This is a genomic window from Paenibacillus harenae DSM 16969 (assembly GCF_000422465.1).
In the GTDB taxonomy this organism is placed as follows: Bacteria; Bacillota; Bacilli; order Paenibacillales; family Paenibacillaceae; genus Pristimantibacillus; species Pristimantibacillus harenae.
In genome coordinates, this window is the sequence record NZ_KE383842.1 from 717,977 (window position 1) to 743,563 (window position 25,587).

The window sequence follows — 25,587 nt, forward strand, 5'->3', positions numbered from 1 at the left end:
GAGGAACACCTTATGACCCAATCCCGTACGACTGGGCAAAATGTTCGTCATTTGGAATTAGGGCTTAGCGATGAGCAAGCAATTGATATGTACGCAACGATGGTGAAAGCCAGGAAGTTCGACGAGCGGATGCTGCTGCTGCAGCGCGCGGGCAAAATCAACTTCCACGTCTCCGGAGTCGGCCAGGAGGTAGCCCAGGTGGCGGCGGCTTTCGCTTTGGACCGCGAGATTGATTATTTCTTGCCTTATTATCGTGACTACGGCTTGGTTCTGTCCGTAGGCATGACGCTGCGGGACTTATTGCTGTCCGTGTTCGCGAAGGCGGAGGATCCGAACAGCGGCGGCCGTCAGATGCCGGGCCATTTCGGCTCGAAGAAGCTAAGAATCGTGACAGGCTCAAGTCCCGTAACGACGCAATTACCTCATGCCGTAGGCATTGCCTTAGCCGCTAAAATGAAAAAGAAACCGTTTGTCAGCTTCGTTACGTTCGGTGAAGGCTCCAGCAATCAGGGCGATTTCCACGAGGGCTGTAACTTCGCGGGCGTTCATAAGCTACCTGTCATATTCATGTGCGAAAATAATCAATATGCGATTTCCGTTCCTATCCACAAGCAGTTGGCCGGAAAAGTCGCGGACCGTGCGCTGGGCTACGGCTTCCCCGGCGTTCAGGTAGACGGCAACGACGCTCTTGAAGTGTACCGGATCGTAAAGGAAGCCCGCGAGCGCGCCGTCGCCGGCGAAGGACCGACGCTGATTGAAGCATTGATGTACCGGCTATCCCCGCACTCCACGTCAGATAACGATTTGGCTTATCGGACCAAGGAAGAGGTGGAGCTTAACCGCGCCAAAGACGGCATACCTAAATATAAACAATATTTGATCGATATCGGCATATGGTCGGAGGAGCTTGATACGGAGCTGCATGCGAAGATCCGTAAGGAGCTGGAAGAAGCGACCGAATATGGCGATAAAGCGCCGTTTCCGGCGCCGGAGTCGACGCTGCTGCATGTATATGCGGATGACGCGGAGCAAGGAGGACGAAGCTAATGCCCGTTATAGATTATATCGATGCGATTCGGTTGGCCATGAAGGAAGAAATGGAACGCGACGAGGACGTGTTTGTGCTGGGTGAGGATGTCGGCTTAAAAGGCGGCGTGTTCACAACGACGAAGGGGCTTCAAGAGCAGTTCGGCGAGCTGCGCGCGATGGATACCCCGCTTGCGGAATCGGCTATTGCCGGCGTTGCGATCGGGGCAGCGATGTATGGCATGAAGCCGATCGCGGAAATGCAGTATTCGGATTTCATGTTCCCGGCGACAAATCAAATTATTAGCGAAGCGGCTAAAATCCGCTACCGTTCCAATAATGATTGGACTTGTCCGGTCGTTGTCCGCGCTCCGATCGGCGGCGGCGTATTCGGCGGTTTATATCATTCGCAATGCCCGGAATCGGTGTTCTTCGGAACGCCCGGCTTGAAGATCGTAGCTCCTTACCGGGCTTACGATGCCAAAGGCCTTCTAAAGGCCGCTGTTCGGGATCCGGATCCGGTGATCTACTTCGAGAATAAGAAGTGTTACAAGCTCATTAACGGCGAGGTGCCGGAAGAGGATTACACCGTACCGATCGGCAAAGCAAATGTGCTTCGCGAAGGCGAGGATATCACCGTGATCGGCTACAGCCTGCCGCTTCTTTTCGTAGAGCAAGCGGCTGAAGACCTTGCAGGCGAAGGAATAAGCGCTCATATTCTTGATCTTCGGACGCTTCAACCGCTGGACAAGGAAGCGATTCTTGAAGCCGTGCGCAGAACCGGCAAGGTGCTTATTATCCATGAGGATAATAAAACAGGCGGCATTGGCGCCGAAGTATCGGCGATAATCGCCGAAGAGCTTCTGTATGAGCTGGATGCTCCCATCATGCGTTTGTGCGGACCTGACGTGCCGGCAATGCCGATCAATCCGCCTGGAGAGAAATTTTTTATGCTCAACAAAGAAAAAGTGAAAGAAGCCATGAGAAACTTGGCTCTTTATTAAAAGAGATCTAGGTTAGGAACTGGATCATATAGCTTATATGACCGCGAGTCGTATACTGCGCCGCCGGAGGAAGGCACGGAACCGAGCTGTGCAAAGAAGCAGCAAACGGTTCGTGCGTGGCGTCAGCCGTTTACGTCCCTGGCCAGTTGGGAGATGAAAAACATGAAAACACTGACGGAAATCGTCGTGCCGCAGCTAGCGGAGTCGCTCGTATCGGCCACGATTGATAAATGGCTGAAGAAGCCGGGCGATTGGGTGGATATTTACGAGCCGATCTGTGAATTGTTGACGGACAAGGTGAACGCGGAACTGCCTTCAACCGTATCGGGCAAGCTTGTGCAAATATTGGTGGGCAACGGAGAGACGGTACCTGTCGGTACGGCGGTCTGTGTCATTGAAACGGAAAGTGGGGCAAGCGGAGAGGCATCCGCAGATTCCCGGCCAGATTATACGGGCTCCGTTCAAGCCTCGCCTGGCGCAGCCGCCCCTGCCGGGGATTCGGAGGATGCACCGATGCGCGGACGCTTCTCGCCGGCCGTACAGCAGCTTGCGGCAGAACATGCCATTCGCTTGACGGATGTGGCCGGAACCGGCCTTGGCGGCCGGATTACGCGTAAGGATGTGCTTGCTTATGCGGCTTCCGGGGCGGGTAAGTCAAACCAACAGGTTAATGCGGTACTGAACGGCAACGGGGGATCACATGCCGTTGATGCGGCTGCGCAGGTCCGATCTTCCGGTCTTCATTTGACGGAAACGCCGCGGCTGCCGAAAATCGAGGTAGAAGGCGCTGCGGGACTTGGGCGCGGAGACAGCTTTATCGATGTTACGCCGATCCGGAATACGATCGCTCGTAATATGCGGCAAAGTGTTAGCGAAATACCGCATGCCTGGACGATGATCGAGGTTGATGTAACGAATCTCGTGCTGCTGCGCAATAAGCTCAAGGATGAATTCATGAAGAGAGAAGGCATTAACCTAACGTATTTGGCATTCCTGTTGAAGGCGGTCGTCAATGCGATCAAGGACTTCCCGATCATGAACTCGATGTGGGCAGTCGATAAAATTATCGTGAAGCGCGACATTAACATATCGCTTGCGGTCGGTACGGAGGATTCCGTCATGACGCCGGTTATCAAAAATGCCGATCACAAAAACGTAGCCGGCTTAGCGAAGGAAATCGAGGAGCTGGCCCGCAAAACGCGCGATGGCAAGCTGACGCTATCGGATATGCAGGGCGGCACGTTTACGGTTAACAATACCGGTTCATTCGGGTCCATTTTATCTTACCCGATTATTAATTACCCGCAGGCGGCGATTCTTACCTTTGAATCGATCGTGAAAAGGCCTGTTGTCATTAATGACATGCTGGCCGTCCGATCGATGGCCAATCTGTGCCTGTCGCTCGATCACCGGATTCTGGACGGCGTCATATGCGGCCGGTTTCTGCAGCGGGTGAAGGATAATCTGGAAAGCTTCAATACGGAAAGCAAATTGTATTAGAAATGGGGAGCGCCAACATGGCTGAAGCGGCTAACGCAAATGGCTTAAAGAGGTTGGATGCCCGCTATCTTGGAGAAGTCGGCTATGCAGAAGGCTGGGAGCTGCAAAAAGCATACGTGAAGGAAATCGACCGGGAGGAGCGTCAGGAGACGCTGCTCCTTCTTCAGCATCCGCCGACCTACACGATCGGTTCCGACCGTCACCCGGAGCATCTGCTGCTCGGCGAGGAGGAGCTGAAGCAGCGCGGCATTTCTTTGTTCCAAATCGACCGCGGCGGAGATATTACCTATCACGGCCCGGGGCAGCTGGTCGGGTATCCGCTGTTATATTTGGATGCCGCAGGACTGGATTTGCATGCTTATCTTCGCGGTCTGGAGCAGGTTATTATCAATTGGCTGGGCGAGTACGGGATAGAAGCGGGCAGAAAGCCGGAATATACGGGAGTATGGGTAGGCGATCGGAAAATCGCCGCCATTGGGGTAAAATTTAATAAAGCCCGGCAGCGGCGGGGCTTTATTACAAGTCATGGCTTCGCTTTAAACATCAAAGCCGGCATCGCCGCCGATGGATTCAGCGGAATTATTCCATGCGGGATCGAGCAGTACGGCGTAACCTCGTTCAATGATTTAACCGGTCTCGAGATGACTGTCGAAGAGGCTGCCGATCAATTGCTGCCGTATTTCGCGGAGATCTTTCATTATGAGTGCGGGGAATTAATAAAATAGCGATCCCAGACCTGCGAATAAGGTAGACAGCAGCAGTGCGGATACAAGTACAATTGCGACGATGCGTATGATTTTCTGTCTTTGCATTTCAATTAGCTCCTTTCATCTACAAAACGTAAGCTTGGCTATATCTATTGTATAACAAAATGACGGACGGAGGAAACGTTAATGATTGCAAAGGAACGACTGGTCGAAGAGTTTATGGAGCTGGTTCGCGTGGACAGCGAGACGAAGCATGAGCAGGAAATAAGCCAAGTATTGAAGCGGAAATTTGAAGCGCTGGGCTTGCAAATCAGCGAGGATGACGCGGCTGCCAAAACCGGGCACGGCGCAAACAACTTGTTTGCGTTATGGGAAGCGGAGGGGACCGATCCTACCGCGCCGACCATTTTTTTCACCTGTCATATGGATACCGTTACGCCGGGCGCCGGCATTAAACCGCAGCTAGATGCAGACGGATATATCCGCAGCGACGGGACGACCATTCTTGGAGCCGATGACAAAGCCGGCATCTCCGCGATGTTCGAAGCGATCCGCATCGTGAAGGAGCGAGCTATTCCGCACGGCCGTATTCAATTTGTCATTACGGTTGGAGAGGAGTCCGGACTTCTTGGCGCTCGTTCGCTTGACGGCTCGAAGCTGGAGGCGAAGTTCGGCTATGCGCTGGACTCGAACGGAAAGATCGGCGATATTGCGGTAGCCGCTCCGACTCAGGCGAAGGTTACAATCAAGATGCACGGTCGGTCGGCTCATGCCGGAGTAAATCCGGAGGACGGCATCAGCGCGATCCAGGTGGCGGCCAAAGCGATTGCGAGAATGCCGCTGGGCCGGATCGACAAGGAAACTACGGCTAATATCGGCCGGTTCGAGGGTGGAGGAGCCACAAATGTCGTGTGCGATTTCGTAAAGCTGGAGGCGGAGGCGCGCAGTATCGTTCAGCATAAGCTGGATAAGCAAATCGAAGCGATGCGGGCGGCGGTGCAAAGCGCGGCGGAAGAGTTCGGCGCGCGCGGCGAGCTGGAAAGTCATGTCATCTATCCGGCTTACCAATATGATGATGAAGATCCTGTCGTACAGCTTGCGAAAAAAGCGATTACGGCCATTGGCTGTACGCCTCGAACCTTCCATTCGGGCGGTGGCAGCGATGCGAATATTTTCAATGGCTTAGGCATCCCTACCGTAAATCTGGCAGTCGGCTACGAGAATATTCATACGACCAAAGAGCAGATCAAAGTTGAGGATCTGGTAAAGACAACCGAGCTTGTCGTGGAGATTATAAAACAGGCGGCGGCGATCCGGTAATCTGCTTCAAAGCATGCCAATAAGCCCTTTAATCCCTTGCCCAGCGTACGCTGGGTAAGGGAGAAGGGCTTTTGTGACGCTTGCGCTTTCATGCTTGCATAGAGCACAGCGTCTAATTTGATTTTTCCGGGTAGATCCGACGCACGCTGATCACATTCGTATATTCGGACATCGGGCTTTTCGATATCGATGATGCGGACAGCTTTCGCAGCTGATGCCGTATTTCCCAGCCTTTTCCGACCAATCTCAAATGATTTAAAGCAACGTATTGTTTCATCTATCCCGCCCCTGTCGATTTGATATAATGATAGATATGCTGGGACTGGACAAGTTATGCGGATACATAAAAGGGAAGATAAGGAGTCGATCTCAGGTGGATGACAAGCGGCAGGCGAAAGCGTTATGGCGCGAGGAAACGATAAAAACCGAACCGATATTCGACGGGAAGATGATAACGCTGCAGGTCGATACGGTAACGCTCGAAAACGGCAGGACGGCTACGAGAGAAATCGTGAAGCACCCCGGGGCAGCGGCCGTTATGGCGCTATTGGACGGAAAGCTGCTCGTTGTCGAGCAGTTCAGGAAACCGCTTGAGAAATTTCAAATTGAAATTCCAGCGGGCAAGCTTGATCCTGGAGAAGATCCGATGGCAGCAGCGGCCCGCGAGCTGGAAGAGGAGACCGGCTTCCGCTCAAGCAAGCTTAAGCTTCTAAGCGTCTTTTACACATCGCCGGGTTTTGCGGACGAGAAGCTTTATGTCTACTTCACCGACGAAGTCGAGCAGGGCGTTCAGAGCCCTGATGAAGATGAGGACCTGAAGGTCGAGGCCATCACCCTGGACCAAGCAGAGCGTTATATGGAAGAAGGTCGAATCAGCGACGCCAAAACAATCCTTGCGGTATACGCTTGGAAACTATACATCCTGACAGGTCGGCTCTAGCCGACCTTCGTCATACCTCCGCGCATTCCCTCATACAATAAGGAAGACAACCCTACCCATACGATAATTTTCATTTAGCAGGCGGTGTACCTGCCAATGTTATTTCAATTATTAAAATTAAAACTGATATCCATCACGCTTATTAAGAAATAATTTCATGCCATGAAATTAATCGGCTGATTACCTGCGCGTTTTATTTAATCAAGTACGATTAATTTAACAAAATGAAACTAAACGACCTACCTCACCCCGTTATCCGAACTAATTTCACAAAATGAACTTAATGTATAAACAGCCATCCATACAGTACACAGTACCAGGTTGCTCAATCGATCACACTTCCAGCGTGTCCCGCAGGGACGAAAGCGATCATTAGCAAAAAGCAGTTCACAACCGTCTCGTTTGCACCAACGTTAGTCCATTTGCGGGTGTCCAGAGGGTGCAACCCTTGGGGCCCTCCCTTGGAAGGGAGGGTTTGGGTGGGTTCGAAACGCCTTTGAAGGTTTGGTAGAAAAGTTCGAAACGCCTTGAAGGTTAGGCAGAAAGCCTTTGAAGGTTTGCAGAGGCCTTTGAAGGTTTGGTAGAAAGCCCTTAGAAGGGTCTGGGGGAAGCTGAGCGGAGGATACCAAAATGATAAAAAATCAATTGTCGCTATATGTTTTCGTTTCGGTCTTGTTTGTGGTCGGCGTCATATTCGGCGGTTTAATGGTGAACGCGCTGACGCTGGAGCAGCAGCAGGAGCTTGCTTTGGATGTCGATCAGTACGTGCAGCTGATGAATAACGGGATGGGTATGGGAGAAGCGGCTTCCTTCTGGGAAAGGTTTTCGTTTCACGGCAAATGGCTCGTTTTATTATGGGTGTTGGGGATTACTGTTGTCGGCATCCCCGGCGTGCTCGTGCTAAATTTTTTAAAAGGAGCTTTGGTGGGATTTGCCGTCGGAACGCTCATTAATCAATATGCGTGGAAGGGGGTTCTGCTTTCCTTAGTATCGGTTGCCCCGCAAAATATAATAGCGGTTCCGGCCATGATCATTACAAGCGCCGCGGCGATCTCCTTCTCGATGTATGTCGTCAAAAACAGGCTATTGCGGCAAAAGGGCGAGCTTGCGCCTCAACTGGGATCCTTTACGTCGACAGCCGTGCTTATGCTCATTATTTTCGCAGGCGCAGCCCTCATAGAAGCATACGTATCGCCAATGTTGATCAGCTGGGTTTCACCTCTTCTTTCGCCGGAAAACGCCACAATCTGACACTAATTCGTTTGACTTTATCACGGGATAACGCCTATAATGAAAGGAAACGTTTCCTGAATTAGGCGCAGACATGTGGTAGGGGGGGAATCATGGAAGCCCGGATTGATAAGATCAAACAACAGTTGCAGTCGCAAGGCTACAAATTAACCCCGCAGCGCGAAGCAACCGTTCGTGTTTTACTTGAAAATGAAGACGACCACCTTAGCGCCGAAGATGTATTTATGTTAGTTAAGGATAAAGCTCCTGAGATCGGTCTCGCAACGGTATATCGGACGTTGGAACTGCTCAGTGAAATGCATGTCGTTGAGAAGTTGAACTTTGGCGATGGTGTTGCAAGGTACGATTTGCGTACGGACAGCAACAAGCATCATCATCATCATTTAATATGTGTGCAATGCGGAACGATGGATGAAATAAAGGAAGACTGGCTGCTGCCTTTGGAGGAGCGGCTGGAGCAGGAGTACGGTTTTTTCGTCGTCGACCATCGGCTTGATTTCCAAGGGGTATGCCGGCGTTGCAGAGAGAAGAATGATTCATCGGCTTCAGAATCGAAGCAAACATAAACGGCTCGGCTGCCCAGCATTCTGGACGGCAGAGCCGTTTCGTTTCGATTATGACTTATTGCCGAAAATACGGTCAAGCTGAAGCAGACCTGAGCCTTGCGACCGGATATTGTAACCATTAAGCGTCTTTGCACGCTGCTGCAGCTTTGATTTAACAGCTGCCGGGCTTAAGCCGGGCTTGCCGGCCAACAGCAAGGCGGCGCCGCCCGCGATATGCGGGGATGCCATGCTGGTTCCGGACACCGTCCTGTATTTTCCGTTTAACCACGTAGATGATATATTTTCTCCTGGCGCCGTAATGCTGATTCCCTTTCCTCTGCTGCTGAAGCCCGCGATTTGATCGGAGCGGGTCGACGCGGCAACGGAGATCGTCTCGGGGAAGGATGCCGGTTCGTCAATTTTTCCGCTTGAGCTGCCTGAGTTGCCGGCCGATGCAACAATAATAATTCCTTTTTTAAACGCGCGCTTCACGGCATTGCGCAGAATTCCGCTGCCCTCGGAGCTTAGCAGGCCAAAGCTCATATTTATGACTTGCATCTTATTTTGAATACACCAATCGATGCCTTCCACGATATCGGATAAATACCCTTCCCCGTCTCGATCCAACGCTTTTACCGCGAATAATTCAACCTCAGGCGCAGTTCCGGCTATTTTCCCTGAAGCGCCGATTGAGGCTAAGATGCCGGCAACATGGGTGCCGTGTCCATTATCATCCGCATAGGAACCGTTATTGATGGTATTTACTCCTCCTGCGATCAATAAATCCGAATGTTTGGCAATACCCGTATCAATGACGGCAACCTTTATCGATTTTCCGCGAGTCGTCTTCCATGCTGCAGGTGCCTTGATGCGGTCGACATTCCAGGCGATAAGCGCGGGAGCCGTTGCGGGGGTTATTAAAGGCATGGAGCATCTCCGAACAGTTTGGTTCCTGTTTGCTTTCAAGCCGTGCGTGCGTATCTTAAAATCCTTTTCCATGAACTTTATTAGCGGATGCCTGGACAATAAGCGCCAGTTCTTACGTATATCGATATAAAAACCGAGAATTTTACTGCCGGAAACGGCTTTGAACGGATAGATCCCGAGGGCTCTTAATTTTCTTAGGCAGCGATTGTATATTTGGGCGGAGCGCATAGTAATGAGGAGGCGATTGGTATATACGGACGGTTTGCAGACGGCGCATCTGCTAATTAACGTTTCAACCCTTGGCAATGACGCGGCAGCTCCCTTCTACAGCAATAAACGATATCAGTGTATGGGGGAGGACGGATTTGTGTATAGGTAACTGATGCGGGAGCACATATTTTTTGAAATATAACAAAGTATAAATTTGTTGGGGCGAATGACTCCCGGAGTACAAACATTTGGCGTAAATTGATCATAAATCAATAAGAAAAGGAAACCATGCATCATGGTTTGTCACCCAGCAGTCTGAGGAGGAGAAGGAGCATGATCGTCGGAGTTCCGAAAGAAATCAAGCAAAGTGAATACCGTGTCGCTTTAACCCCGGCTGGCGTTACCATGCTGGCGGCGGCTGGCCATCGCATACTCGTTGAGACCGGTGCCGGAATCGGAAGCGGATTCGAGGATAACGACTACATCCGGGAAGGTGCTGAAATATTAGGTACGGCAGCCGAAGTATGGTCTCAGGCGGATATGATAATGAAAGTGAAAGAACCGCTTACGGAGGAATTTGTTTACTTCCGGGAAGGGATGCTTTTATTCACCTATTTGCATCTTGCCGCAGCGCCCGATTTGACCAGGGCTTTAGTCGATACAGGAGTTACGGCAATCGCTTATGAAACTATCCAGCTCGCAAACGGCAGTCTGCCTCTGCTGACGCCAATGAGTGAGGTTGCGGGACGGATGTCCGTTCAAGTAGGCGCTCAATTTCTGGAAACGTTCAACGGGGGAAGAGGCGTGCTTCTTGGCGGCGTTCCCGGCGTGCCTCCGGCGGAGGTTATTATCATCGGCGGGGGCGTCGTAGGGACGAATGCAGCAAAAATCGCGCTTGGAATGGGCGCGGATGTTGTCATTTTAGAACGAAGCGCCGATCGGATGAGATATTTGGATGATGTATTCGGAGGCCGAATCCGTACGCTGATGTCTAGTCCGTATCATATTGCCGAAGCCGCGGCCAGGGCGGATTTACTGATCGGTGCGGTTCTAATTCCGGGCGCAAGAGCTCCTCATCTCGTTACGGAGCCGATGGTTCAGGCGATGAAGAAGGGCTCCGTTATTGTCGACGTGGCAGTGGATCAGGGCGGATCGATCGCCACGGTAGATCATCCCACTACGCACAAGGATCCCATTTATGTCAAGCATGGCGTTGTCCATTACGCGGTCGCAAATATTCCGGGAGCCGTGCCGCGCACCTCAACTTTCGCATTGACCAATGTGACGATATCTTATGCGCTGGAGCTGGCTAACCGCGGAATGGATGCGGTCCGCCGGAGCGTGCCTTTGCAGAAAGGCGTCAATACCCATCAAGGAAAAGTGACGTACGAGCCGGTAGCCGAGGCTGTAGGCTTGCCCTATTCGCCATTGGACAAATGGTTGGAAAGTATTCCGTACGACCAGCTGCAGCCTTAAGGCGGCATATTCCTGCCGGTTTCCTCATATGGTGGTAACGATGGACAAAGGGATCATCATACAAGGAGGTCGGCAGGAATGGTATTTTCTATCCGGAAATGGATGAGCCGCATCGTATTTTTAGTCATCTTCGCGGTCCTGTTATTCGTTGTGACCGGGGGCTATCGCTGGCTTGCGGAAACGATCTCACCCGTACATCCTTACCGCGTGCCGGAGGGCGATGCGCTTAAGGTCTTTTTGACCGAGCCTGGTCCGCCTGACAGCAGCAAGGCGGCCGACCGCTTGCGATGGTTTTATTGGTATGGGGAGTGAGCCCGCATTGTGCATCGTGCACAGATTCGATAAGCAAGCAGGAATTGGATGCTTCCTTGTGGAATCTTGTAGAAAATACGGAGCAGGCATGTGCCGAATTTGAAAGGAACAATCATGAAAGCCCATTTGAAGCAGTACCTTTATTATTTACAAACGGAGCGCAGACTCTCAGCGAATTCCCTGTCATCCTATGAACGTGATTTGCTTCGATTTATCGCGTATGCAGAACAGAAGGGATTTACGGAGCCGGCGGATGTTCAAAGACATCATCTTTCGGCTTATTTGCTGCTTCTGAAGGAAGACGGCAGGAAGGCGGCGACATTGTCCCGTCATATCGTTTCGTTGCGCGCTTTTTTTCACTACTTGGCGCTTAATGGCATTCTGATCCAAAATCCGGCGTTGTTTATGGAAGCCCCTAAGCAGGAGAAGAAACCTCCGAATGTGTTAACGGTTGCTGAGACAAGCCTTCTGCTTGAGACACCCAGCAGTGTCAGCGCAGCCGGCAAACGGGACAAAGCGATGCTTGAGCTCATCTATGCGGCGGGAATTCGCGTATCTGAGCTCGTGGCGCTTAATATGGAGAATATCAACCTGCAGCTCGGTTTTATTCATTGCATCGGAACCGGTTTAAAGGAAAGGATCGTGCCGTTCGGCTCGTTGGCGCAGCTCGCATTGACGGATTATATACAAAACGGCAGAGATGCGCTTCTTACTTCAAGGGAATCGGAGTCCGCGGTTTTTCTGAACCATCTCGGCACGCGGTTGACACGGCAAGGCTTTTGGAAGACGATAAAGAAATATGCGAAAGAAGCCGGAATCGTGGCGGACATTACACCGCACACGCTCAGGCATTCCGTAGCCTCTCATTTGCTGGAAAACGGAGCGGATGTTCGTGCAGTACAGGAACTGCTGGGACATGCGGATATTTCAACGACGCTTAAATATACGCAGCTGCCGAAGACGCGTATGAGAGAGGTATACAGCAGCGCGCACCCGCGCGCTTAATGGATTGCGGCTGCAAAGCGTTTAACAGAGAGAGGAGCCATACATATGAAATTTGACCGCATTGCAGTTATCGTACTGGACAGCGTCGGCATTGGAGAGCTGCCTGACGCAGAGGCTTTCGGCGACCTGGGGTCGCATACGCTCGGACATATTGCCGGCCGGGTGCCGGGATTGCAGCTGCCTCATCTAAGAAGATGGGGGTTAGACCGGATCGCCTCCATCTCCGATTGGGTTCCGGCGGAAGGAGCGGCTGCGGCGTATTACGGCAAGATGGCCGAGGTATCGGTCGGCAAGGATACGATGACCGGGCATTGGGAGCTGATGGGCCTTAAGATGACGGTTCCGTTTCAGACCTTCCCGGATGGCTTCCCTCCGGAGCTTATCGGTCCGTTCGAGGAACGGACGGGCAGGAAGGTGATCGGGAACAAGCCGGCTAGCGGGACGGAGATTTTGGATGAACTCGGCGAAGAGCAAATGAATAGCGGGTCCTGGATCGTCTATACTTCCGCAGATAGCGTATTCCAAATTGCGGCGCATGAGGAAGTGATTCCGCTGGAGGAGCTTTACCGCGCATGCGAAATCGCGAGGGAACTGACGATGGACGAGCGGTTCACGGTAGGCCGGGTTATCGCGCGTCCGTATACGGGCAATCCCGGTTCCTTCAAGAGGACGCCCAATCGGCATGATTATGCCGTGAAGCCCCCTGAGCCTACGGTATTGAATGCGTTGAAGGTAGCCGGTTATGATACAATAGCCATCGGCAAAATCAATGATATTTTCGACGGCGAGGGCATCTCGGCTTCAACGCCGACAAAGAGCAACGAGGACGGGATTTCCCGCACGATCGAGCAGCTTAAGCAGCCTTTTAAAGGACTCTTGTTTACGAATCTCGTTGATTTCGACTCGTTGTACGGCCATCGCAGGGATCCCGAAGGCTATGCAGCCGCGTTGGAGGAGTTTGATCGGGCGGTGCCTGAGCTTGAGAGCCAGCTTGGCGAACGAGATTTGCTGGTCGTGACGGCTGACCACGGCAATGATCCCGTTCATCCGGGCACGGACCACACCCGCGAATATGTCCCCATTCTATTGTACAGTCCGGCGTTCAAGGAAACTGGGCCTTTATCCGATCGGTCTACCTTCTCCGATTTGGGGGCTACGATAGCCGATAACTTTGGCGTGGATGCGCCGCCGAACGGGACGAGCTTCCTGGACCAACTGAAATGATTCATATATAGGTTTCAAAACAGGTTTGCTTACCTAAACCATTGCAACCATTGAGGAGGAAACAATGATGAACGAAATAACAGCGGCCGGCCTTACTTCGGCCAACATCAAGGAAGCGGCGCAATACATTGCGAAGCAAACGGATCAAAAACCGTCAATCGGGCTTATTATGGGCTCCGGACTCGGCGTGCTTGGCGATTATTTGGAAAATGCGGTAACGATTCCATATCATGACATTCCGCATTTTCCGATTTCAACGGTTGAAGGACACGCGGGCGAGCTTCTTATCGGAACGCTGTCCGGCCAGACGGTGCTGCTTATGCGCGGCCGGTTTCATATGTACGAAGGCTACGGTCCGGAATTAACGGCCTTTCCTGTTCGGGTGATGAAGGCGCTTGGCGTCAAGTCGCTGCTTGTCACGAATGCGGCGGGAGGCGTAAATACCGATTTTGAGGCCGGGAATCTGATGCTGATATCCGATCATCTTAATATGACCGGTAAAAACCCGCTGATCGGACCGAATGACGACGAGTTGGGCGTTCGTTTCCCCGACATGTCCGAAGCCTACAGCAAGCGCCTCCGCGGAGTTGCCAAGGGGATTGCCGCTAGTCAAGGCATCACCCTGAGGGAGGGCGTCTATGCGGGCCTTCTCGGTCCGACGTACGAAACCCCTGCCGAAATTCGCATGCTGCGCGTACTTGGCGCTGATGCTGTCGGAATGTCGACTGTTGCCGAGGTCATCGCAGCGCGCCATTCGGGGATCGAAGTTGTTGGAATATCTTGTATAAGCAATATGGCCGCGGGTATTTTGGACCAGCCCTTGTCCCATGCGGAAGTTATGGAAACGACTGAAAGAGTCAAGTCCCAATTTTTGGGACTTGTTACCGCATTAATCGCGGCGATGTAAGCTTCTCTGTAACACAATTGTAACAATTTCGTCGACTCATTATGACAGTGTTTTTTTTATGATTCGTCGTATAATGTCCATGATCAAAGAAAGATGGAGTGGACGAAAAAATGGACAAGCAATTACTCGTACAAATGGAGCATCTGCGCGATAAAATGGTGGAAACTGCCATATTGAAGCAGAGCCTTCTGCATCGCGACGTGATTTCGTTAAGCCAATCGCTGGACAAGATCATCGTGCAGGTGCAAGAAGAGCGCCGCTTGCTATCGCAGGCCAATTAAAGGCGCGGCACATAAGGAGGAACATATGCGGTCGGTAGATCTTATTCAGAAGAAGAGAGACGGCGGCGAGCTGACCGCTTCGGAATTAACGTATTTAATCGACGGTTATTCGCGAGGCGATATTCCGGATTACCAGCTTTCAGCCTGGGCCATGGCTGTTTTTTTTCGCGGGATGACCCCGGGAGAGACTGCGGCTCTTACCCTTGCGATGGCGAATTCAGGAGATCAGGTGGATCTCGGCCCGATTAGCGGAATAAAGGTCGATAAACATAGTACTGGCGGCGTCGGCGATAAGACGACGCTTATTATTGCGCCGTTAGTTGCGTCGGTAGGCGTTCCGGTAGCCAAAATGTCCGGCAGAGGCTTGGGGCATACCGGCGGCACGATTGATAAGCTGGAGTCCATCGAAGGCTTCCGAACCGAGCTGTCCCGCGAGCGATTTATGAACCAAGTGAATGAAATCGGATTATCGGTCATCGGCCAAAGCGGCAATCTGGCACCTGCGGATAAGAAGCTGTATGCGCTAAGGGATGTAACGGCCACGGTTGAATCGATCCCGCTGATCGCCAGCTCCGTCATGAGCAAGAAGATCGCATCCGGAGCGGATGCAATCGTGCTCGATGTGAAAACGGGAAGCGGCGCTTTTATGAAGACGTTGGAGCAATCCGAGCAGCTGGCGAAGGCGATGGTGGACATCGGTACGGAGGTTGGACGCAAGACGGCGGCCGTGATCAGCGACATGGACCAACCGCTAGGTTTCGCGATCGGCAATGCGCTTGAAGTTCAGGAATCGATTGAGACGCTTAAAGGAAACGGGCCTAAGGATTTGACGGAGCTCTGTTTAACTTTAGGAGCGCATATGGTAGTGCTCGGCGGCAAATCGGCTTCTGTCGAGGAAGCGAAGGAGCTGCTGCGCGGCCAGATCCATAACGGCGAAGCGTTCGCGAAGTTCAAAGCCTTCGTTGCAGCCCAAGGCGGCGACGAATCAATAGCCGATGACACGTCGAAGCTTCCGCAGGCGGCGTCCGTCGTTGAAGTGACAGCGAAGAGCAGCGGATATGTTACCGCGATAGAAGCGGAACAGCTGGGGCTCGCGGCCATGCTTCTCGGAGCAGGAAGGGCAACGAAGGATGCGGCTATTGATTACGCGGTTGGGGTTACGCTCCGCAAGAAGGTCGGTGATCCGGTAGAAGCGGGTGACGCGCTCGCGCTTCTGCATGTCCGCGAGGCGCAAGATGCCGCGAATGAGGTAGCGGATCGCGTGCTCGGAGCGTTTACTCTAAGCGCTGAGAAACCGGAGGAACGTCCTCTATTGCTGTCGGTCGTAACTGCCTCCGGCATTTCGAGATACGTCTAACCCGATTGCTTTTATGAAGATAATGAAGATAATGAAGGGCATGATCCGTTCCGAAATTTCGGGACGGATTTTTTTGCGTGCGGCGAATGGAATAAATTTCTTCTAACAGGTCAACACTGAAAAGGAAAATATAACCGAATTGTGTAACTTTCAGGAGGAGATACAGTTGAAAAATCGTTCTATCAAGCTATGTATACTTACTCTCGTATTCGCCCTTGCGCTGCCTGCAACGGCGTTTGCTGCTGTCGAGCCGACGCCTGCGCCGGCAAATCAGGCTCCAGCCGCCCAATTGGCGCCATCGGCTCTCTCAGCGATATTGATGGATGCGGATTCCGGAACCGTCATCTATGAGAAAAACAGCCATGATAAGCTTCCACCCGCAAGCATTACGAAAATTATGACGCTCCTGCTTATTATGGAGGCGCTCGACGACGGGAAGATCAAATGGACGGATAAGGTCCAAACGAGCGAATATGCGGCTTCAATGGGCGGTTCGCAAATCTTCCTGGAGCCTGGCGAGGAAATGTCGGTCGAGGATATGGTGAAAGGTATCGCGCTTGCTTCCGGCAATGACGCTTCCGTAGCGATGGCGGAGAAGCTTGCGGGCACCGAGCAGCAATTCGTGGCGATGATGAACGAGCGCGCACAGCAGCTGGGGATGAACGATACGCAATTCGCTAACCCGAACGGGTTGCCGGTAGCGAACCATTATTCTTCCGCCTATGATATTGCGATTATGTCCAAGGAGCTTCTGAAGCACTCTGAGGTTACGAAATATACGGGCTTGTATCAGGATTATTTGCGCAAAACGTCCGAGAAGCCTTTCTGGCTGGTGAATACGAATAAGCTGGTCCGCTTCTACAGCGGAGCAGACGGTCTTAAAACCGGCTTTACAAGCGAAGCGAAGTACTGCTTATCCGCAACGGCTAAGCGCGATAACATGCGTGTTATAGCCGTTGTCATGGGCGAGCCGAATACGAAGACCAGAAATGCGGAAGTATCGCAAATGTTCGACTATACATTCGCCCAATATATGAATCATCCGATCATCAAAGAGGGGGAGTCCATGGGGACCCTTCAAATTGAAAAAGGAACAGCTTCCGAGCTTCCGTTAGTGGCCAAGCATGCCTACAGCGTGCTTCTGAAAAAAGGGAGCTCGACGAAGGATATCCGCTACGAGCTGAAGATCGACGGCGAGCTCAAAGCGCCGATTCAAATCGGCCAGCCGATCGGCAAGCTGGTTGTATACCAAGGAGATGCCGTGCTCAAGGAATTTGACGTGGATGCGCCGATCTCCATCGACCGCGCAGGCTGGTGGAAGCTGCTCAAGCGTTCATTCTCGGGACTGTTTACTTGACAGATAAAAGCTCACAAGCGGCATGCCGCTTCGGGCGCGTAATTTGTCAGCTGATAGCAGGTTGCTTCTAGTTTTGTCGGCATGCAGGAATCCTTCTCCAATGTGGAGAATTGCTAGTTCTATCTCGGCAAGTTTAGGTTTTGGAAAAAAACTAGAGGAGATGAACAGCTTATGAGTCTGCAAGCAGAATTGGAGCACTACCGCAATGTGCTGATCGTCCGCCTTCGCGGCGAGCTAGATCATCATACGGCTGACGTCGTTCGCTACAAGATGGAGGAGGCCCTCCTCCGCGGAAGCAGCGATCATGTTATTCTCAGCCTGAAGGAATTGCAGTTTATGGACAGCTCCGGTCTCGGCGTCATACTGGGCAGATACAAGCAGGTGAAGAGCAAAGGCGGCAAGATGGTCGTCTGCGACGTGAATCCGAGCGTGTATCGCTTGTTCGAGCTTTCGGGGCTGTTCAAAATTTTGACGATTCACGAGAATGAACGTACCGCAATTTCCAGTTTGGAGGTGGTGTCATGAATGGAACGAACGAGATGACGCTTTCCTTCAGCGCCCGCTCGGAGAATGAAGCCTTCGCACGTATTGCGGTCGCTGCATTTGTGTCGCAGCTTGATCCGACGCTGGAGGAGCTGAACGATTTGAAGACGGCCGTGTCCGAAGCGGTGACGAACGCGATCATACACGGCTACGAAAGCGATTCTTCCTGCCAGGTGACGATCGAGGCGAGGATCGAAGGCGATAGCGTCTCCATTGCGGTGCTGGATAACGGCCGCGGGATTGAAGATTTGGAGCTGGCCCGTCAGCCGCTGTATACTTCAAAGCCGGAGCTGGAGCGTTCAGGGATGGGCTTTACCATTATGGAAAACTTTATGGACCATTTCGAGGTGTCGAGTAGAGTAGACGGGGGAACCCGCGTAGAGATGATGAAACGAATCGAATCGAAAAAAGCGCTCTACAATTAGCGCATAGGGGTTGAGCCTCATGGATGTCAATCTGAAGCAGTCGGCCCAGCCGTACCTGGATGATGCGGAAGTAAAGCGTTTAATCGCGTTAAGCCAATCCGGTGATACGCTTGCCAGAGACACGCTCGTTCAATGCAATATTCGGCTCGTTTGGTCTGTTGTTCAGCGATTCATCAATCGCGGTTATGAACCCGAGGATCTGTTCCAAATCGGTTGTATCGGATTGCTCAAATCAGTAGACAAATTCGATTTGTCCTATGATGTGAAATTTTCGACATATGCCGTACCGATGATCATTGGTGAAATCCAAAGGTTTTTGCGCGATGACGGAACGTTGAAGGTTAGCAGATCCCTCAAGGAAACGGCCAATAAGGTTCGTAAAATGAAGGATGAGCTATCGAAGACGTTGGGACGCTTGCCGACCATCAGCGAGGTTGCGGAGCGGCTCGGGATTACGCCCGAGGATGTTGTCTTCGCCCAAGAAGCGAACAAGCCTCCGACTTCCATTCATGAAACCGTGTTTGAGAACGATGGCGACCCGATCACGCTGATGGATCAAATAGCCGACGATTCGCAGGAAAAGTGGTTTGATAAGCTGGCGCTTGTCGAAGCGATCGAAGGTCTCAGCGAACGAGAACGTCTGATCGTGTATTTGCGCTATTATCGAGATAAGACGCAATCTGAAGTGGCGAGCAGGCTTGGCATTTCGCAGGTTCAGGTATCACGGCTGGAGAAAAAAATATTGCAATCCATCAAAGACCAAATCGCCCTTTAAGGCGGTTTGGTCTTTTCCGTTTTTTACCTAGTATTGCATGAGTATCCGAAACGTCCTTATCTCATACTAAATGGGAAACAATCACCAAAGCTGAAGCAGAAAGGAAGTGACGCATGGAAGTCTCCAAACCATCTGTCCTCTATCTGCGCCTTAAGAAAAGGATATACATCAAGCCGGATCAACCTGTCACGTTGGGACAGGCCGCCCGCTTGCTTGCTTCCGGCAATATACTCGAGAAGAGGCTAAGGGAGCTTGTGCTTTATAAGCATAATAAGGCTGACGGAAACCGGGTCGTCATTGACCTGCTGCAGATCGTGAAGCAAATCAGAGAGCTAAACCCGGATCTGGTGATTGAAGCCTACGGCGATCCTCAGGTGCTTGTAATGGTCGCGGAGAAGCCGGTCAAACCGAGAATTCCCGTGCTCATAGTGGCCTGGCTGCTGCTGTTTTTCGGGGCGGGGCTCGCCATTATGAACTTCCATACCGATGTCAGCATGAAAGAAGTTCATATCCGGATCGTAGAGCTTATAACAGGAGAACGCACGGATCATCCGTTATGGTTTCAAATCCCGTATTCATTGGGGATTGGGCTGGGCATGGCGTTGTTCTTCAATCACTTGTTCCGCAAACGTTTCAATGAAGAGCCGAATCCGCTGGAGGTGGAGCTCTATATGTATCAAGAAAATGTGAACGCCTATGTCATTGCCGATGAAATGCGCAAAAAAGCGGAATACGACCAGACGAATGGGAAGCGCGATGATTAGCTGGGCCTCTAATTTGTTTGTGGCTGTTATCGGTTTGGCGGGCGGACTCGCGGTAGGCAGCGGACTGGTGGCTCTTCTGATTGTGCTGGACCTCATTCCGAGGCTGGCTCAAATCGCCAACGGCTACCGGCTGTCCTTCTGGTTCGAGTCGGCCGTCATTTGTGGTTCGCTTTATTGGACTTTTGCCGATTTTATGGACTGGAAACTAAGGCTTCCGTCAAACTGGTTTCTTAGCGGAGCGGGCCTCATTGACGGGATGTTTGTCGGAATGCTCGCCGCCGCTTTGACCGAAGTGATGAATGTGCTGCCGATTTTGGCCAAACGGATGAATCTGTCGGATTATATGCTGGCGCTTGTGATGGCGATGATGCTCGGCAAAACGGCGGGCTCGTTGTTTGATTGGCTTTGGTTTCAATGGTAGCACTTAATGAACGAGGTGATAGGACATGAAGGATTCATTTACAGGTCAGGAATTTGAGGAAGGCAGAAACCTTCTGCCTGCTCATGAAGGTGACATCGATGCCCGGCAGCGAGAGGAGTCAAGAGAAGGAAGCGAGCCGTTCGCGACGGTCCCGAAACAGAAGAAGACCGGCTCACAGTCCGGACGAGGCGAGGGAGATGAGTCCATTCCTTGTGACTTGGATGCCGTTTTATCCCGGTTAGAGAATGAGATCGGATACAAAACCAGCTTCGATGTCGTCGTTCGGGAGATGACGTTCGGCGAGCGGCGCACGGCAATGCTTTGCATGAACGGCCTGGTCAAGGATATCATTCTTACGGAAGTGCTCAAACGGCTGACATTCCTCCATCAGGACGATTTGTCCAGCCATGCGCTGCATGCCTTCCTCGATATGTATGTGCCTGCCGCGCAGGTTGAGAAAGAAGATAACTGGAATAAAATGCTGTCCGGCGTCCTGTCCGGCGGAACAGCTCTCTTTATAGACGGCGAGTCCAGCGTCATCATGATAGACGCCAAAGCTTTTCCCGCCAGGGGACCGGAGGAGCCGTCCTTGGAGAAGGTCGTACGCGGAAGTAGGGACGGCTTCGTCGAAACGCTGATGGTCAACGTCTCGCTGGTTCGCAGGCGCGTGCGGGATCCTCAGCTCCGTTATGAAGTCATGCAGATCGGCGAAAGGACAAAGACGGATGTTTGTATCGCTTATATCGCGGATTTGGTCGACAAAGAGCTTCTGAAATCCATCAAGAATAAAATCGGAAAGGTCAAGGTGGACGGCCTTCCCCTTGCCGATAAGCAGCTGGAGGAGGCAACGGTTAATCGAGGCTGGAATCCGTTCCCGCTCGTTCGTTACTCGGAGCGGCCGGATACGGTCGCAACCCATCTGCTTGAGGGATATGTGGCTGTATTCGTGGATACGTCGCCAAGCGTCATGACGCTGCCCACGACCTATACCGATCTCATGCAGCATGCGGAGGAAAACCGGCAAACGCCGTTTATCGGAACCTATTTGAGATGGGTGAGGTTTGCGGGGATATTCGCGTCCTTGTTCATGCTGCCGCTCTGGCTGTTGTTCGTTATGCATCCGGAATTGAAACCGCCCGCGCTTGAATTTCTGGGGCCGAATAAAACAGGAAAGCTACCGTTAGTCGTCCAATTCATAATGGCGGAGGTAGGGGTAGATCTGATGCGAATGGCTTCGGTACATACGCCTTCCTCGCTTGCTACTGCCATGTCGCTCGTCGCAGCGATATTGATCGGTGATATCGCCGTCCAGACGGGGGTATTTGTCAACGAGGTTATTTTGTATATGGCCGTTGCCGCGATCGGAATGTTCTCCACGCCCAGTTATGAGCTTGGGTTAGCTAACCGCATCGTAAGGCTTGTTCTTATTATTTCGGTGGCCGTCTTCAGCGTTCCGGGGTTTGTGATCGCATCGACTGCGATCATGCTGATGCTTGTCAGCGTGCGTTCCTTCAACCGCCCCTACCTGTGGCCGATTATTCCGTTCGACGCGAGGGCATTATGGGGCATTATCATTAGACAGCCCGTACTCTACAACCGGTACCGTCCCAATATATTACGGCCGCAGCAGCGTGACAAAATGCCGGAGAAAAATTAAAATTCAGGTGTAAACGGCCGTACTGCGCATGATTCTAAAAAAATGCAAATGAAATGTGAAATTATCCATTTCTCGCGCGGGTAGATTGCGATATACTGATCCTATTGATGCAAATTCTATCCGTTCTATCTGCTCACAGGTAGAAGAAAGCTGAGGGGAAATAGATGTACTTACATGGAACCAGTAAAATTAACGCGAACGGACATTTGGAAATTGGCGGCTGCGATGTAGCTGATTTGGCAAGCCAATTCGGCACGCCGCTATATATTGTGGATGAAGCTCTCGTTCGTCAGCGCGCGAAAGAATACGTGGAGGCGTTTAAAGCGTCCGGACTTAAATTCCAGGTGGCTTACGCAAGCAAAGCGTTCAGCGTTATGGCAATGTGCACGATTGCCGAGCAAGAAGGCTTGTCGCTCGATGTCGTCTCCGACGGCGAGCTGTACACGGCGATGCAAGCCGGCTTCCCGGCTGAGCGGATTCACTTCCACGGCAACAACAAAACGCCGGATGAGATTAATATGGCGCTAGACGCCGGTATCGGCTGCTTCGTGGTCGACAACTTCCTGGAGCTTCAGATGCTAAACGCTCTTGCGGCAGAGAAGGGGAAGAAAGTGAATATTTTACTACGGATTACGCCAGGGGTTGAAGCGCATACGCATGATTATATTTCGACCGGCCAGCAGGATTCGAAATTTGGTTTTGACCTAGGGAACGGCGCAGCGAAGCAAGCGATTAAAGAAGCGATGGCACAGCCGAACCTGGTCGTTCTTGGCGTTCATTCCCATATCGGCTCGCAGATTTTCGAAGTGGAAGGCTTCCGCATGGCTGTGGACAAGGTTGCCGATTTTGCGGTATCCGTGCGTAATGAGTTAGGATTGACCTTTAAGGTGATCAACCTGGGCGGAGGCTTCGGTATCCGTTATGTCGAAGGCGATACTCCGCTTCCAATCAGCGAGTATGTGGCAGCTATAACCGGCGCGATTATTTCTAAATTCACGGATGCGGAATTCCCGCTGCCGGAAATTTGGGTTGAACCGGGCCGCAGCATGGTTGGAGACGCAGGTACGACATTGTACACGGTAGGGACGAGCAAGAACATTCCGGGCGTACGCAAATATATCGCGGTTGACGGCGGCATGACGGACAACCCCCGCCCAGCGCTGTACCAATCGAAATATGAAGCGGTCCTTGCCAATCGCGCCAACGATTCTGCAGAGGAAACGGTCTCGGTAGCCGGCAAATGCTGCGAGAGCGGCGATATGCTCATCTGGGATCTTGAGCTCCCTAAAGCGGAGAATGGCGATCTGCTGGCTGTTTTCTGCACAGGGGCATATAATTATGCAATGGCAAGCAACTATAACCGCATTCGCCGTCCGGCTGTCGTTTTCGTTAAGGACGGGCAAGCGGATCTCGCCGTAAAACGTGAATCGCTTGAAAATATTGTATGCAACGACGTGATTCCGGCAAGACTTCAAAAATCATCGCTTGCGAAATAAGGGCGAAATTGGTAACGTAGTCTTATTCGGATAAAGAAAGGTAGATGCAGTCATGGCAAAACAAGCAAAAATTACTTTAGCAAGCGGCGGGGAGATCGTTCTGGATTTGTTCGATCAAGACGCGCCGAACACGGTGGCTAATTTTGAGAAACTCGCGAACGAGGGCTTCTATAACGGCCTTACGTTTCACCGTGTCATTCCGGGCTTTGTAGCTCAAGGCGGATGCCCTGAAGGCACCGGTACAGGCGGTCCAGGCTATACGATCGATTGCGAAATAAACCCGAACAAGCATGAGCGGGGAACGCTCGCGATGGCGCATGCCGGCCGTAATACAGGCGGAAGCCAGTTCTACATCTGTTATCAGCCTCAGCCTCATTTGAACGGCGGACACACCGTTTTTGGCCATGTTGCCAAGGGGATGGAGTTTGTTGATGCGCTTAAAGGCGGAGACAAAATGGAAAAGGTTGAAGTTGTCGAAATTTAATGGTAAGATACTAACTATAAATAGGTAAGTGCAGCTTTCCTTCGGGGTCGGGTGAAATTCCCAACCGGCGGTGATCGGGGAACGCATGAAGGACCGGATATCCGGACGATCATGCGTTTCTCGTAAGTCCGTGACCCGGGCTGGTTGTTTTGTTCAGGCAGAAGCCGTAATGAAACGATTGGAACGGTGGACCTGGTGAAAATCCGGGACCGACAGTATAGTCTGGATGGGAGAAGGAGATGCATCGACAGCAGGCATATTCTTGCTTATTCTTTTGTGCATTATTTCACAATTGGATGAAGCTTGTTTTGCCGCGAATCTAACGAACCGTTGCCGCCCGTTTTATGCGGCTTATTCAGGAGCGTTTTTTTGAAAAATATAAGAAAGCTAAGCTATGCTTATTTTTGCTTGTATTTTTCATCATGCGGGATATTTCCGTCTGCAGGCGGCCATATCCGTTAACGTCCGCTCGCTGAACGGGACGATTATGTCGTTGTATTCTTTTAAACTTTCATCACCCCCATTGGATTGTTTGCCGATGGGGGTGTTTTGTATTTGGATATATTGAATGATGAGTATTACATGCAGTTAGCTTTGACATTGGCGGCAAAAGCGGCAGGCCAAACCGGCATTAATCCTGTCGTCGGCTGCGTGATCGTGAAGGAAGGCCGGATCATCGGAGTAGGCACGCATTTGAAACGGGGAACCGGCCATGCCGAGGTGCATGCCCTGCAAATGGCGGGGGAGGAAGCGGCAGGCGCAACCGTGTATGTCACCTTAGAGCCCTGCAGCCATTACGGCAAGACGCCGCCTTGCTGCGAACGCATTATTGCCGCGAAAGCGGCCAGAGTGGTTGTCGCATGCGGGGACCCGAACCCTCAAGTATCGGGAAGAGGAATTGAAAGGCTTCGCGAAGAGGGAATTGACGTAACGGTTGGCGTGCTGGAGCATCAATCCCGGTTAATGAACGAGAAGTTTAACAAATATATTACAACCAAGCTTCCGTTTGTGACTCTAAAAACGGCAAGCACGCTTGACGGCAAAATTGCGACACGGACAGGCGACAGCCGCTGGGTAACAGGTGCCGCGGCGCGCGAGCAGGTTCATACGCTTCGTCATCAGCATGAGGCGATCATGGTCGGAATCGGAACGGTATTGGCGGACGATCCGCTTCTGAACACCCGCGCAACCGTGCCGGCGATCGATCCGGTCCGGATCATCGTAGACTCTTCGCTTCGGCTTCCGCTTCACGCGAGAGTCGTTACGGATCGAACCGTTCGAACGATTGTCCTCACTTCGGGCAGCCGCGCTTCAGCAGACAAATCAGCTGCTTTAGAAGCCGCCGGAGTTGAAGTTGTCGTATGCGGCGACGGGGAGAAAGTGGATTTGACCGATGCCATGAGGAAGTTAGGGGAGCTGGAGATCGGTTCCATCCTGCTCGAAGGCGGCGGTCAATTAAACGGAGCAATGCTAGAAGCGGGACTCATTGATAAAATTATGCTTTATTATGCTGCCAAAATCATCGGCGGCCTTGAAGCGCCCGGCACGTTCATGTTCGCCGGAATCGAGAAAATGGCGGATGCCGTCTCGCTGGATCGGGTTCATGTCGAAATGGCCGGCGTAGATATTTGCGTATCCGGGTATCCCGTTTATAAGAAGTAGTCTTATAGGAG

General features: G+C 51.9%; 28 protein-coding genes and 1 riboswitch. Of the genes, 25 read left to right on the forward strand and 3 right to left on the reverse strand.

Going from position 1 to position 25,587, the window contains the following annotated elements; genetic code table 11:
- Positions 1–12 precede the first annotated feature (12 nt).
- The 4 genes from H581_RS0113495 (at position 13) to lipB (ending at position 4,255) form a co-directional block, all read left to right on the forward strand.
- Positions 13–1,047 carry a thiamine pyrophosphate-dependent dehydrogenase E1 component subunit alpha gene (locus H581_RS0113495; protein WP_028610459.1) on the forward strand — a complete coding sequence of 345 codons (1,035 nt, stop codon included), beginning with the start codon at positions 13–15 and terminating at the stop codon, positions 1,045–1,047.
- The gene (locus tag H581_RS0113500) at positions 1,047–2,030 is read left to right on the forward strand and encodes an alpha-ketoacid dehydrogenase subunit beta (RefSeq protein WP_028610460.1); all 984 of its coding nucleotides are present in this window, start codon (positions 1,047–1,049) and stop codon (positions 2,028–2,030) included. The genes H581_RS0113495 and H581_RS0113500 overlap by 1 nt, the downstream gene beginning before the upstream one ends.
- A 153-nt stretch (positions 2,031–2,183) precedes the next feature.
- On the forward strand, positions 2,184–3,530 hold the full coding sequence (locus H581_RS0113505) for a dihydrolipoamide acetyltransferase family protein (RefSeq protein ID WP_028610461.1): 1,347 nt from the start codon (positions 2,184–2,186) through the stop codon (positions 3,528–3,530).
- Positions 3,531–3,547: 17 nt separating this feature from the next.
- Positions 3,548–4,255, forward strand: a complete 708-nt coding sequence (gene lipB, locus H581_RS0113510) for a lipoyl(octanoyl) transferase LipB (RefSeq protein WP_028610462.1) — start codon at positions 3,548–3,550, stop codon at positions 4,253–4,255.
- Here lipB and prli42 read toward each other — a convergent pair.
- Positions 4,244–4,342, reverse strand: a complete 99-nt coding sequence (gene prli42 / locus H581_RS37910; protein ID WP_156889581.1) for a stressosome-associated protein Prli42 — start codon at positions 4,340–4,342, stop codon at positions 4,244–4,246. The genes lipB and prli42 overlap by 12 nt on opposite strands.
- Positions 4,343–4,423: 81 nt before the next feature.
- Here prli42 and H581_RS0113520 point away from each other — a divergent pair, with 81 nt between their 5' ends.
- The gene (locus H581_RS0113520; protein WP_028610463.1) at positions 4,424–5,557 is read left to right on the forward strand and encodes a M20/M25/M40 family metallo-hydrolase; all 1,134 of its coding nucleotides are present in this window, start codon (positions 4,424–4,426) and stop codon (positions 5,555–5,557) included.
- Between the two features lie 112 nt (positions 5,558–5,669).
- On the opposite strand, the gene mciZ is transcribed toward H581_RS0113520, so the two are convergent.
- Positions 5,670–5,834 carry a Z-ring formation inhibitor MciZ gene (gene mciZ, locus H581_RS39465; protein ID WP_084134580.1) on the reverse strand — a complete coding sequence of 55 codons (165 nt, stop codon included), beginning with the start codon at positions 5,832–5,834 and terminating at the stop codon, positions 5,670–5,672.
- Positions 5,835–5,930: 96 nt separating this feature from the next.
- Here mciZ and H581_RS0113530 point away from each other — a divergent pair, with 96 nt between their 5' ends.
- From H581_RS0113530 to fur, 3 genes are all read left to right on the forward strand, one after another.
- Positions 5,931–6,497 carry an NUDIX domain-containing protein gene (locus tag H581_RS0113530; RefSeq protein WP_028610464.1) on the forward strand — a complete coding sequence of 189 codons (567 nt, stop codon included), beginning with the start codon at positions 5,931–5,933 and terminating at the stop codon, positions 6,495–6,497.
- Positions 6,498–7,127: 630 nt separating this feature from the next.
- A complete protein-coding gene (gene spoIIM / locus H581_RS0113535; protein WP_028610465.1) occupies positions 7,128–7,748 on the forward strand; it encodes a stage II sporulation protein M in 621 nt (206 codons plus the stop codon).
- A gap of 92 nt (positions 7,749–7,840) precedes the next feature.
- Positions 7,841–8,314 carry a ferric iron uptake transcriptional regulator gene (fur, locus tag H581_RS0113540; protein WP_028610466.1) on the forward strand — a complete coding sequence of 158 codons (474 nt, stop codon included), beginning with the start codon at positions 7,841–7,843 and terminating at the stop codon, positions 8,312–8,314.
- 48 nt (positions 8,315–8,362) lie between these two features.
- Here fur and H581_RS33975 read toward each other — a convergent pair whose 3' ends face one another.
- The gene (locus H581_RS33975) at positions 8,363–9,220 is read right to left on the reverse strand and encodes a S8 family peptidase (protein ID WP_169507501.1); all 858 of its coding nucleotides are present in this window, start codon (positions 9,218–9,220) and stop codon (positions 8,363–8,365) included.
- Between the two features lie 543 nt (positions 9,221–9,763).
- Here H581_RS33975 and ald point away from each other — a divergent pair.
- The 17 genes from ald (at position 9,764) to ribD (ending at position 25,576) form a co-directional block, all read left to right on the forward strand.
- The gene (gene ald / locus H581_RS0113550) at positions 9,764–10,906 is read left to right on the forward strand and encodes an alanine dehydrogenase (protein ID WP_028610467.1); all 1,143 of its coding nucleotides are present in this window, start codon (positions 9,764–9,766) and stop codon (positions 10,904–10,906) included.
- Between the two features lie 78 nt (positions 10,907–10,984).
- Positions 10,985–11,218: a DUF4227 family protein gene (locus H581_RS0113555; RefSeq protein ID WP_028610468.1), complete on the forward strand. Its 234-nt coding sequence runs from the start codon at positions 10,985–10,987 to the stop codon at positions 11,216–11,218.
- Positions 11,219–11,308: 90 nt separating this feature from the next.
- On the forward strand, positions 11,309–12,223 hold the full coding sequence (gene xerD / locus H581_RS0113560) for a site-specific tyrosine recombinase XerD (protein ID WP_342663406.1): 915 nt from the start codon (positions 11,309–11,311) through the stop codon (positions 12,221–12,223).
- A 45-nt stretch (positions 12,224–12,268) separates the two neighbouring features.
- On the forward strand, positions 12,269–13,447 hold the full coding sequence (gene deoB / locus H581_RS0113565) for a phosphopentomutase (protein ID WP_028610470.1): 1,179 nt from the start codon (positions 12,269–12,271) through the stop codon (positions 13,445–13,447).
- Positions 13,448–13,511: 64 nt separating this feature from the next.
- Positions 13,512–14,354 carry a purine-nucleoside phosphorylase gene (locus H581_RS0113570; RefSeq protein WP_425414601.1) on the forward strand — a complete coding sequence of 281 codons (843 nt, stop codon included), beginning with the start codon at positions 13,512–13,514 and terminating at the stop codon, positions 14,352–14,354.
- Between the two features lie 110 nt (positions 14,355–14,464).
- The gene (locus H581_RS37160) at positions 14,465–14,635 is read left to right on the forward strand and encodes an aspartyl-phosphate phosphatase Spo0E family protein (RefSeq protein ID WP_084134581.1); all 171 of its coding nucleotides are present in this window, start codon (positions 14,465–14,467) and stop codon (positions 14,633–14,635) included.
- Positions 14,636–14,660: 25 nt separating this feature from the next.
- On the forward strand, positions 14,661–15,992 hold the full coding sequence (locus H581_RS0113580; RefSeq protein WP_028610472.1) for a pyrimidine-nucleoside phosphorylase: 1,332 nt from the start codon (positions 14,661–14,663) through the stop codon (positions 15,990–15,992).
- Between the two features lie 166 nt (positions 15,993–16,158).
- Complete coding sequence (locus H581_RS0113585) at positions 16,159–17,349, forward strand: D-alanyl-D-alanine carboxypeptidase family protein (RefSeq protein ID WP_028610473.1); 1,191 nt, start codon at positions 16,159–16,161, stop codon at positions 17,347–17,349.
- A gap of 171 nt (positions 17,350–17,520) precedes the next feature.
- A complete protein-coding gene (gene spoIIAA, locus H581_RS0113590; protein ID WP_028610474.1) occupies positions 17,521–17,874 on the forward strand; it encodes an anti-sigma F factor antagonist in 354 nt (117 codons plus the stop codon).
- Complete coding sequence (gene spoIIAB / locus H581_RS0113595; protein WP_028610475.1) at positions 17,871–18,317, forward strand: anti-sigma F factor; 447 nt, start codon at positions 17,871–17,873, stop codon at positions 18,315–18,317. Before spoIIAA ends, spoIIAB begins: the two co-directional genes overlap by 4 nt.
- 19 nt (positions 18,318–18,336) lie before the next feature.
- Positions 18,337–19,092 (forward strand): RNA polymerase sporulation sigma factor SigF, encoded by a 756-nt coding sequence (gene sigF, locus H581_RS0113600; protein ID WP_028610476.1) that lies wholly within the window; start codon positions 18,337–18,339, stop codon positions 19,090–19,092.
- Between the two features lie 113 nt (positions 19,093–19,205).
- Complete coding sequence (locus H581_RS0113605; protein ID WP_028610477.1) at positions 19,206–19,856, forward strand: stage V sporulation protein AA; 651 nt, start codon at positions 19,206–19,208, stop codon at positions 19,854–19,856.
- Positions 19,849–20,277 (forward strand): stage V sporulation protein AB, encoded by a 429-nt coding sequence (locus tag H581_RS0113610; protein ID WP_028610478.1) that lies wholly within the window; start codon positions 19,849–19,851, stop codon positions 20,275–20,277. The genes H581_RS0113605 and H581_RS0113610 overlap by 8 nt, the downstream gene beginning before the upstream one ends.
- A gap of 25 nt (positions 20,278–20,302) precedes the next feature.
- A complete protein-coding gene (locus tag H581_RS33980; RefSeq protein ID WP_084134582.1) occupies positions 20,303–21,934 on the forward strand; it encodes a spore germination protein in 1,632 nt (543 codons plus the stop codon).
- 164 nt (positions 21,935–22,098) lie between these two features.
- Complete coding sequence (lysA, locus tag H581_RS0113620) at positions 22,099–23,430, forward strand: diaminopimelate decarboxylase (RefSeq protein WP_028610479.1); 1,332 nt, start codon at positions 22,099–22,101, stop codon at positions 23,428–23,430.
- Between the two features lie 52 nt (positions 23,431–23,482).
- Entirely contained in the window at positions 23,483–23,914 is a 432-nt protein-coding gene (locus tag H581_RS0113625) for a peptidylprolyl isomerase (protein WP_028610480.1), read from the forward strand.
- Positions 23,915–23,947: 33 nt separating this feature from the next.
- A riboswitch (FMN riboswitch) is annotated at positions 23,948–24,156 on the forward strand.
- Positions 24,157–24,469: 313 nt separating this feature from the next.
- Positions 24,470–25,576 carry a bifunctional diaminohydroxyphosphoribosylaminopyrimidine deaminase/5-amino-6-(5-phosphoribosylamino)uracil reductase RibD gene (gene ribD / locus H581_RS0113630; RefSeq protein ID WP_028610481.1) on the forward strand — a complete coding sequence of 369 codons (1,107 nt, stop codon included), beginning with the start codon at positions 24,470–24,472 and terminating at the stop codon, positions 25,574–25,576.
- Positions 25,577–25,587 lie beyond the last annotated feature (11 nt).

What these genes read in the sequence shown, in the direction of transcription:
- H581_RS0113495 (WP_028610459.1), top strand. Translation starts at nt 13, where the DNA reads ATGACCCAATCCCGTACGACTGGGCAAAATGTTCGTCATTTGGAATTA.
- H581_RS0113500 (WP_028610460.1), top strand. Translation starts at nt 1,047, where the DNA reads ATGCCCGTTATAGATTATATCGATGCGATTCGGTTGGCCATGAAGGAA.
- H581_RS0113505 (WP_028610461.1), top strand. Translation starts at nt 2,184, where the DNA reads ATGAAAAACATGAAAACACTGACGGAAATCGTCGTGCCGCAGCTAGCG.
- lipB (WP_028610462.1), top strand. Translation starts at nt 3,548, where the DNA reads ATGGCTGAAGCGGCTAACGCAAATGGCTTAAAGAGGTTGGATGCCCGC.
- prli42 (WP_156889581.1), bottom strand. Translation starts at nt 4,342, where the DNA reads ATGCAAAGACAGAAAATCATACGCATCGTCGCAATTGTACTTGTATCC.
- H581_RS0113520 (WP_028610463.1), top strand. Translation starts at nt 4,424, where the DNA reads ATGATTGCAAAGGAACGACTGGTCGAAGAGTTTATGGAGCTGGTTCGC.
- mciZ (WP_084134580.1), bottom strand. Translation starts at nt 5,834, where the DNA reads ATGAAACAATACGTTGCTTTAAATCATTTGAGATTGGTCGGAAAAGGC.
- spoIIM (WP_028610465.1), top strand. Translation starts at nt 7,128, where the DNA reads ATGATAAAAAATCAATTGTCGCTATATGTTTTCGTTTCGGTCTTGTTT.
- fur (WP_028610466.1), top strand. Translation starts at nt 7,841, where the DNA reads ATGGAAGCCCGGATTGATAAGATCAAACAACAGTTGCAGTCGCAAGGC.
- H581_RS33975 (WP_169507501.1), bottom strand. Translation starts at nt 9,220, where the DNA reads ATGCCTTTAATAACCCCCGCAACGGCTCCCGCGCTTATCGCCTGGAAT.
- ald (WP_028610467.1), top strand. Translation starts at nt 9,764, where the DNA reads ATGATCGTCGGAGTTCCGAAAGAAATCAAGCAAAGTGAATACCGTGTC.
- H581_RS0113555 (WP_028610468.1), top strand. Translation starts at nt 10,985, where the DNA reads ATGGTATTTTCTATCCGGAAATGGATGAGCCGCATCGTATTTTTAGTC.
- deoB (WP_028610470.1), top strand. Translation starts at nt 12,269, where the DNA reads ATGAAATTTGACCGCATTGCAGTTATCGTACTGGACAGCGTCGGCATT.
- H581_RS0113570 (WP_425414601.1), top strand. Translation starts at nt 13,512, where the DNA reads ATGATGAACGAAATAACAGCGGCCGGCCTTACTTCGGCCAACATCAAG.
- H581_RS37160 (WP_084134581.1), top strand. Translation starts at nt 14,465, where the DNA reads ATGGACAAGCAATTACTCGTACAAATGGAGCATCTGCGCGATAAAATG.
- H581_RS0113580 (WP_028610472.1), top strand. Translation starts at nt 14,661, where the DNA reads ATGCGGTCGGTAGATCTTATTCAGAAGAAGAGAGACGGCGGCGAGCTG.
- spoIIAA (WP_028610474.1), top strand. Translation starts at nt 17,521, where the DNA reads ATGAGTCTGCAAGCAGAATTGGAGCACTACCGCAATGTGCTGATCGTC.
- spoIIAB (WP_028610475.1), top strand. Translation starts at nt 17,871, where the DNA reads ATGAATGGAACGAACGAGATGACGCTTTCCTTCAGCGCCCGCTCGGAG.
- sigF (WP_028610476.1), top strand. Translation starts at nt 18,337, where the DNA reads ATGGATGTCAATCTGAAGCAGTCGGCCCAGCCGTACCTGGATGATGCG.
- H581_RS0113605 (WP_028610477.1), top strand. Translation starts at nt 19,206, where the DNA reads ATGGAAGTCTCCAAACCATCTGTCCTCTATCTGCGCCTTAAGAAAAGG.
- H581_RS0113610 (WP_028610478.1), top strand. Translation starts at nt 19,849, where the DNA reads ATGATTAGCTGGGCCTCTAATTTGTTTGTGGCTGTTATCGGTTTGGCG.
- H581_RS33980 (WP_084134582.1), top strand. Translation starts at nt 20,303, where the DNA reads ATGAAGGATTCATTTACAGGTCAGGAATTTGAGGAAGGCAGAAACCTT.
- lysA (WP_028610479.1), top strand. Translation starts at nt 22,099, where the DNA reads ATGTACTTACATGGAACCAGTAAAATTAACGCGAACGGACATTTGGAA.
- H581_RS0113625 (WP_028610480.1), top strand. Translation starts at nt 23,483, where the DNA reads ATGGCAAAACAAGCAAAAATTACTTTAGCAAGCGGCGGGGAGATCGTT.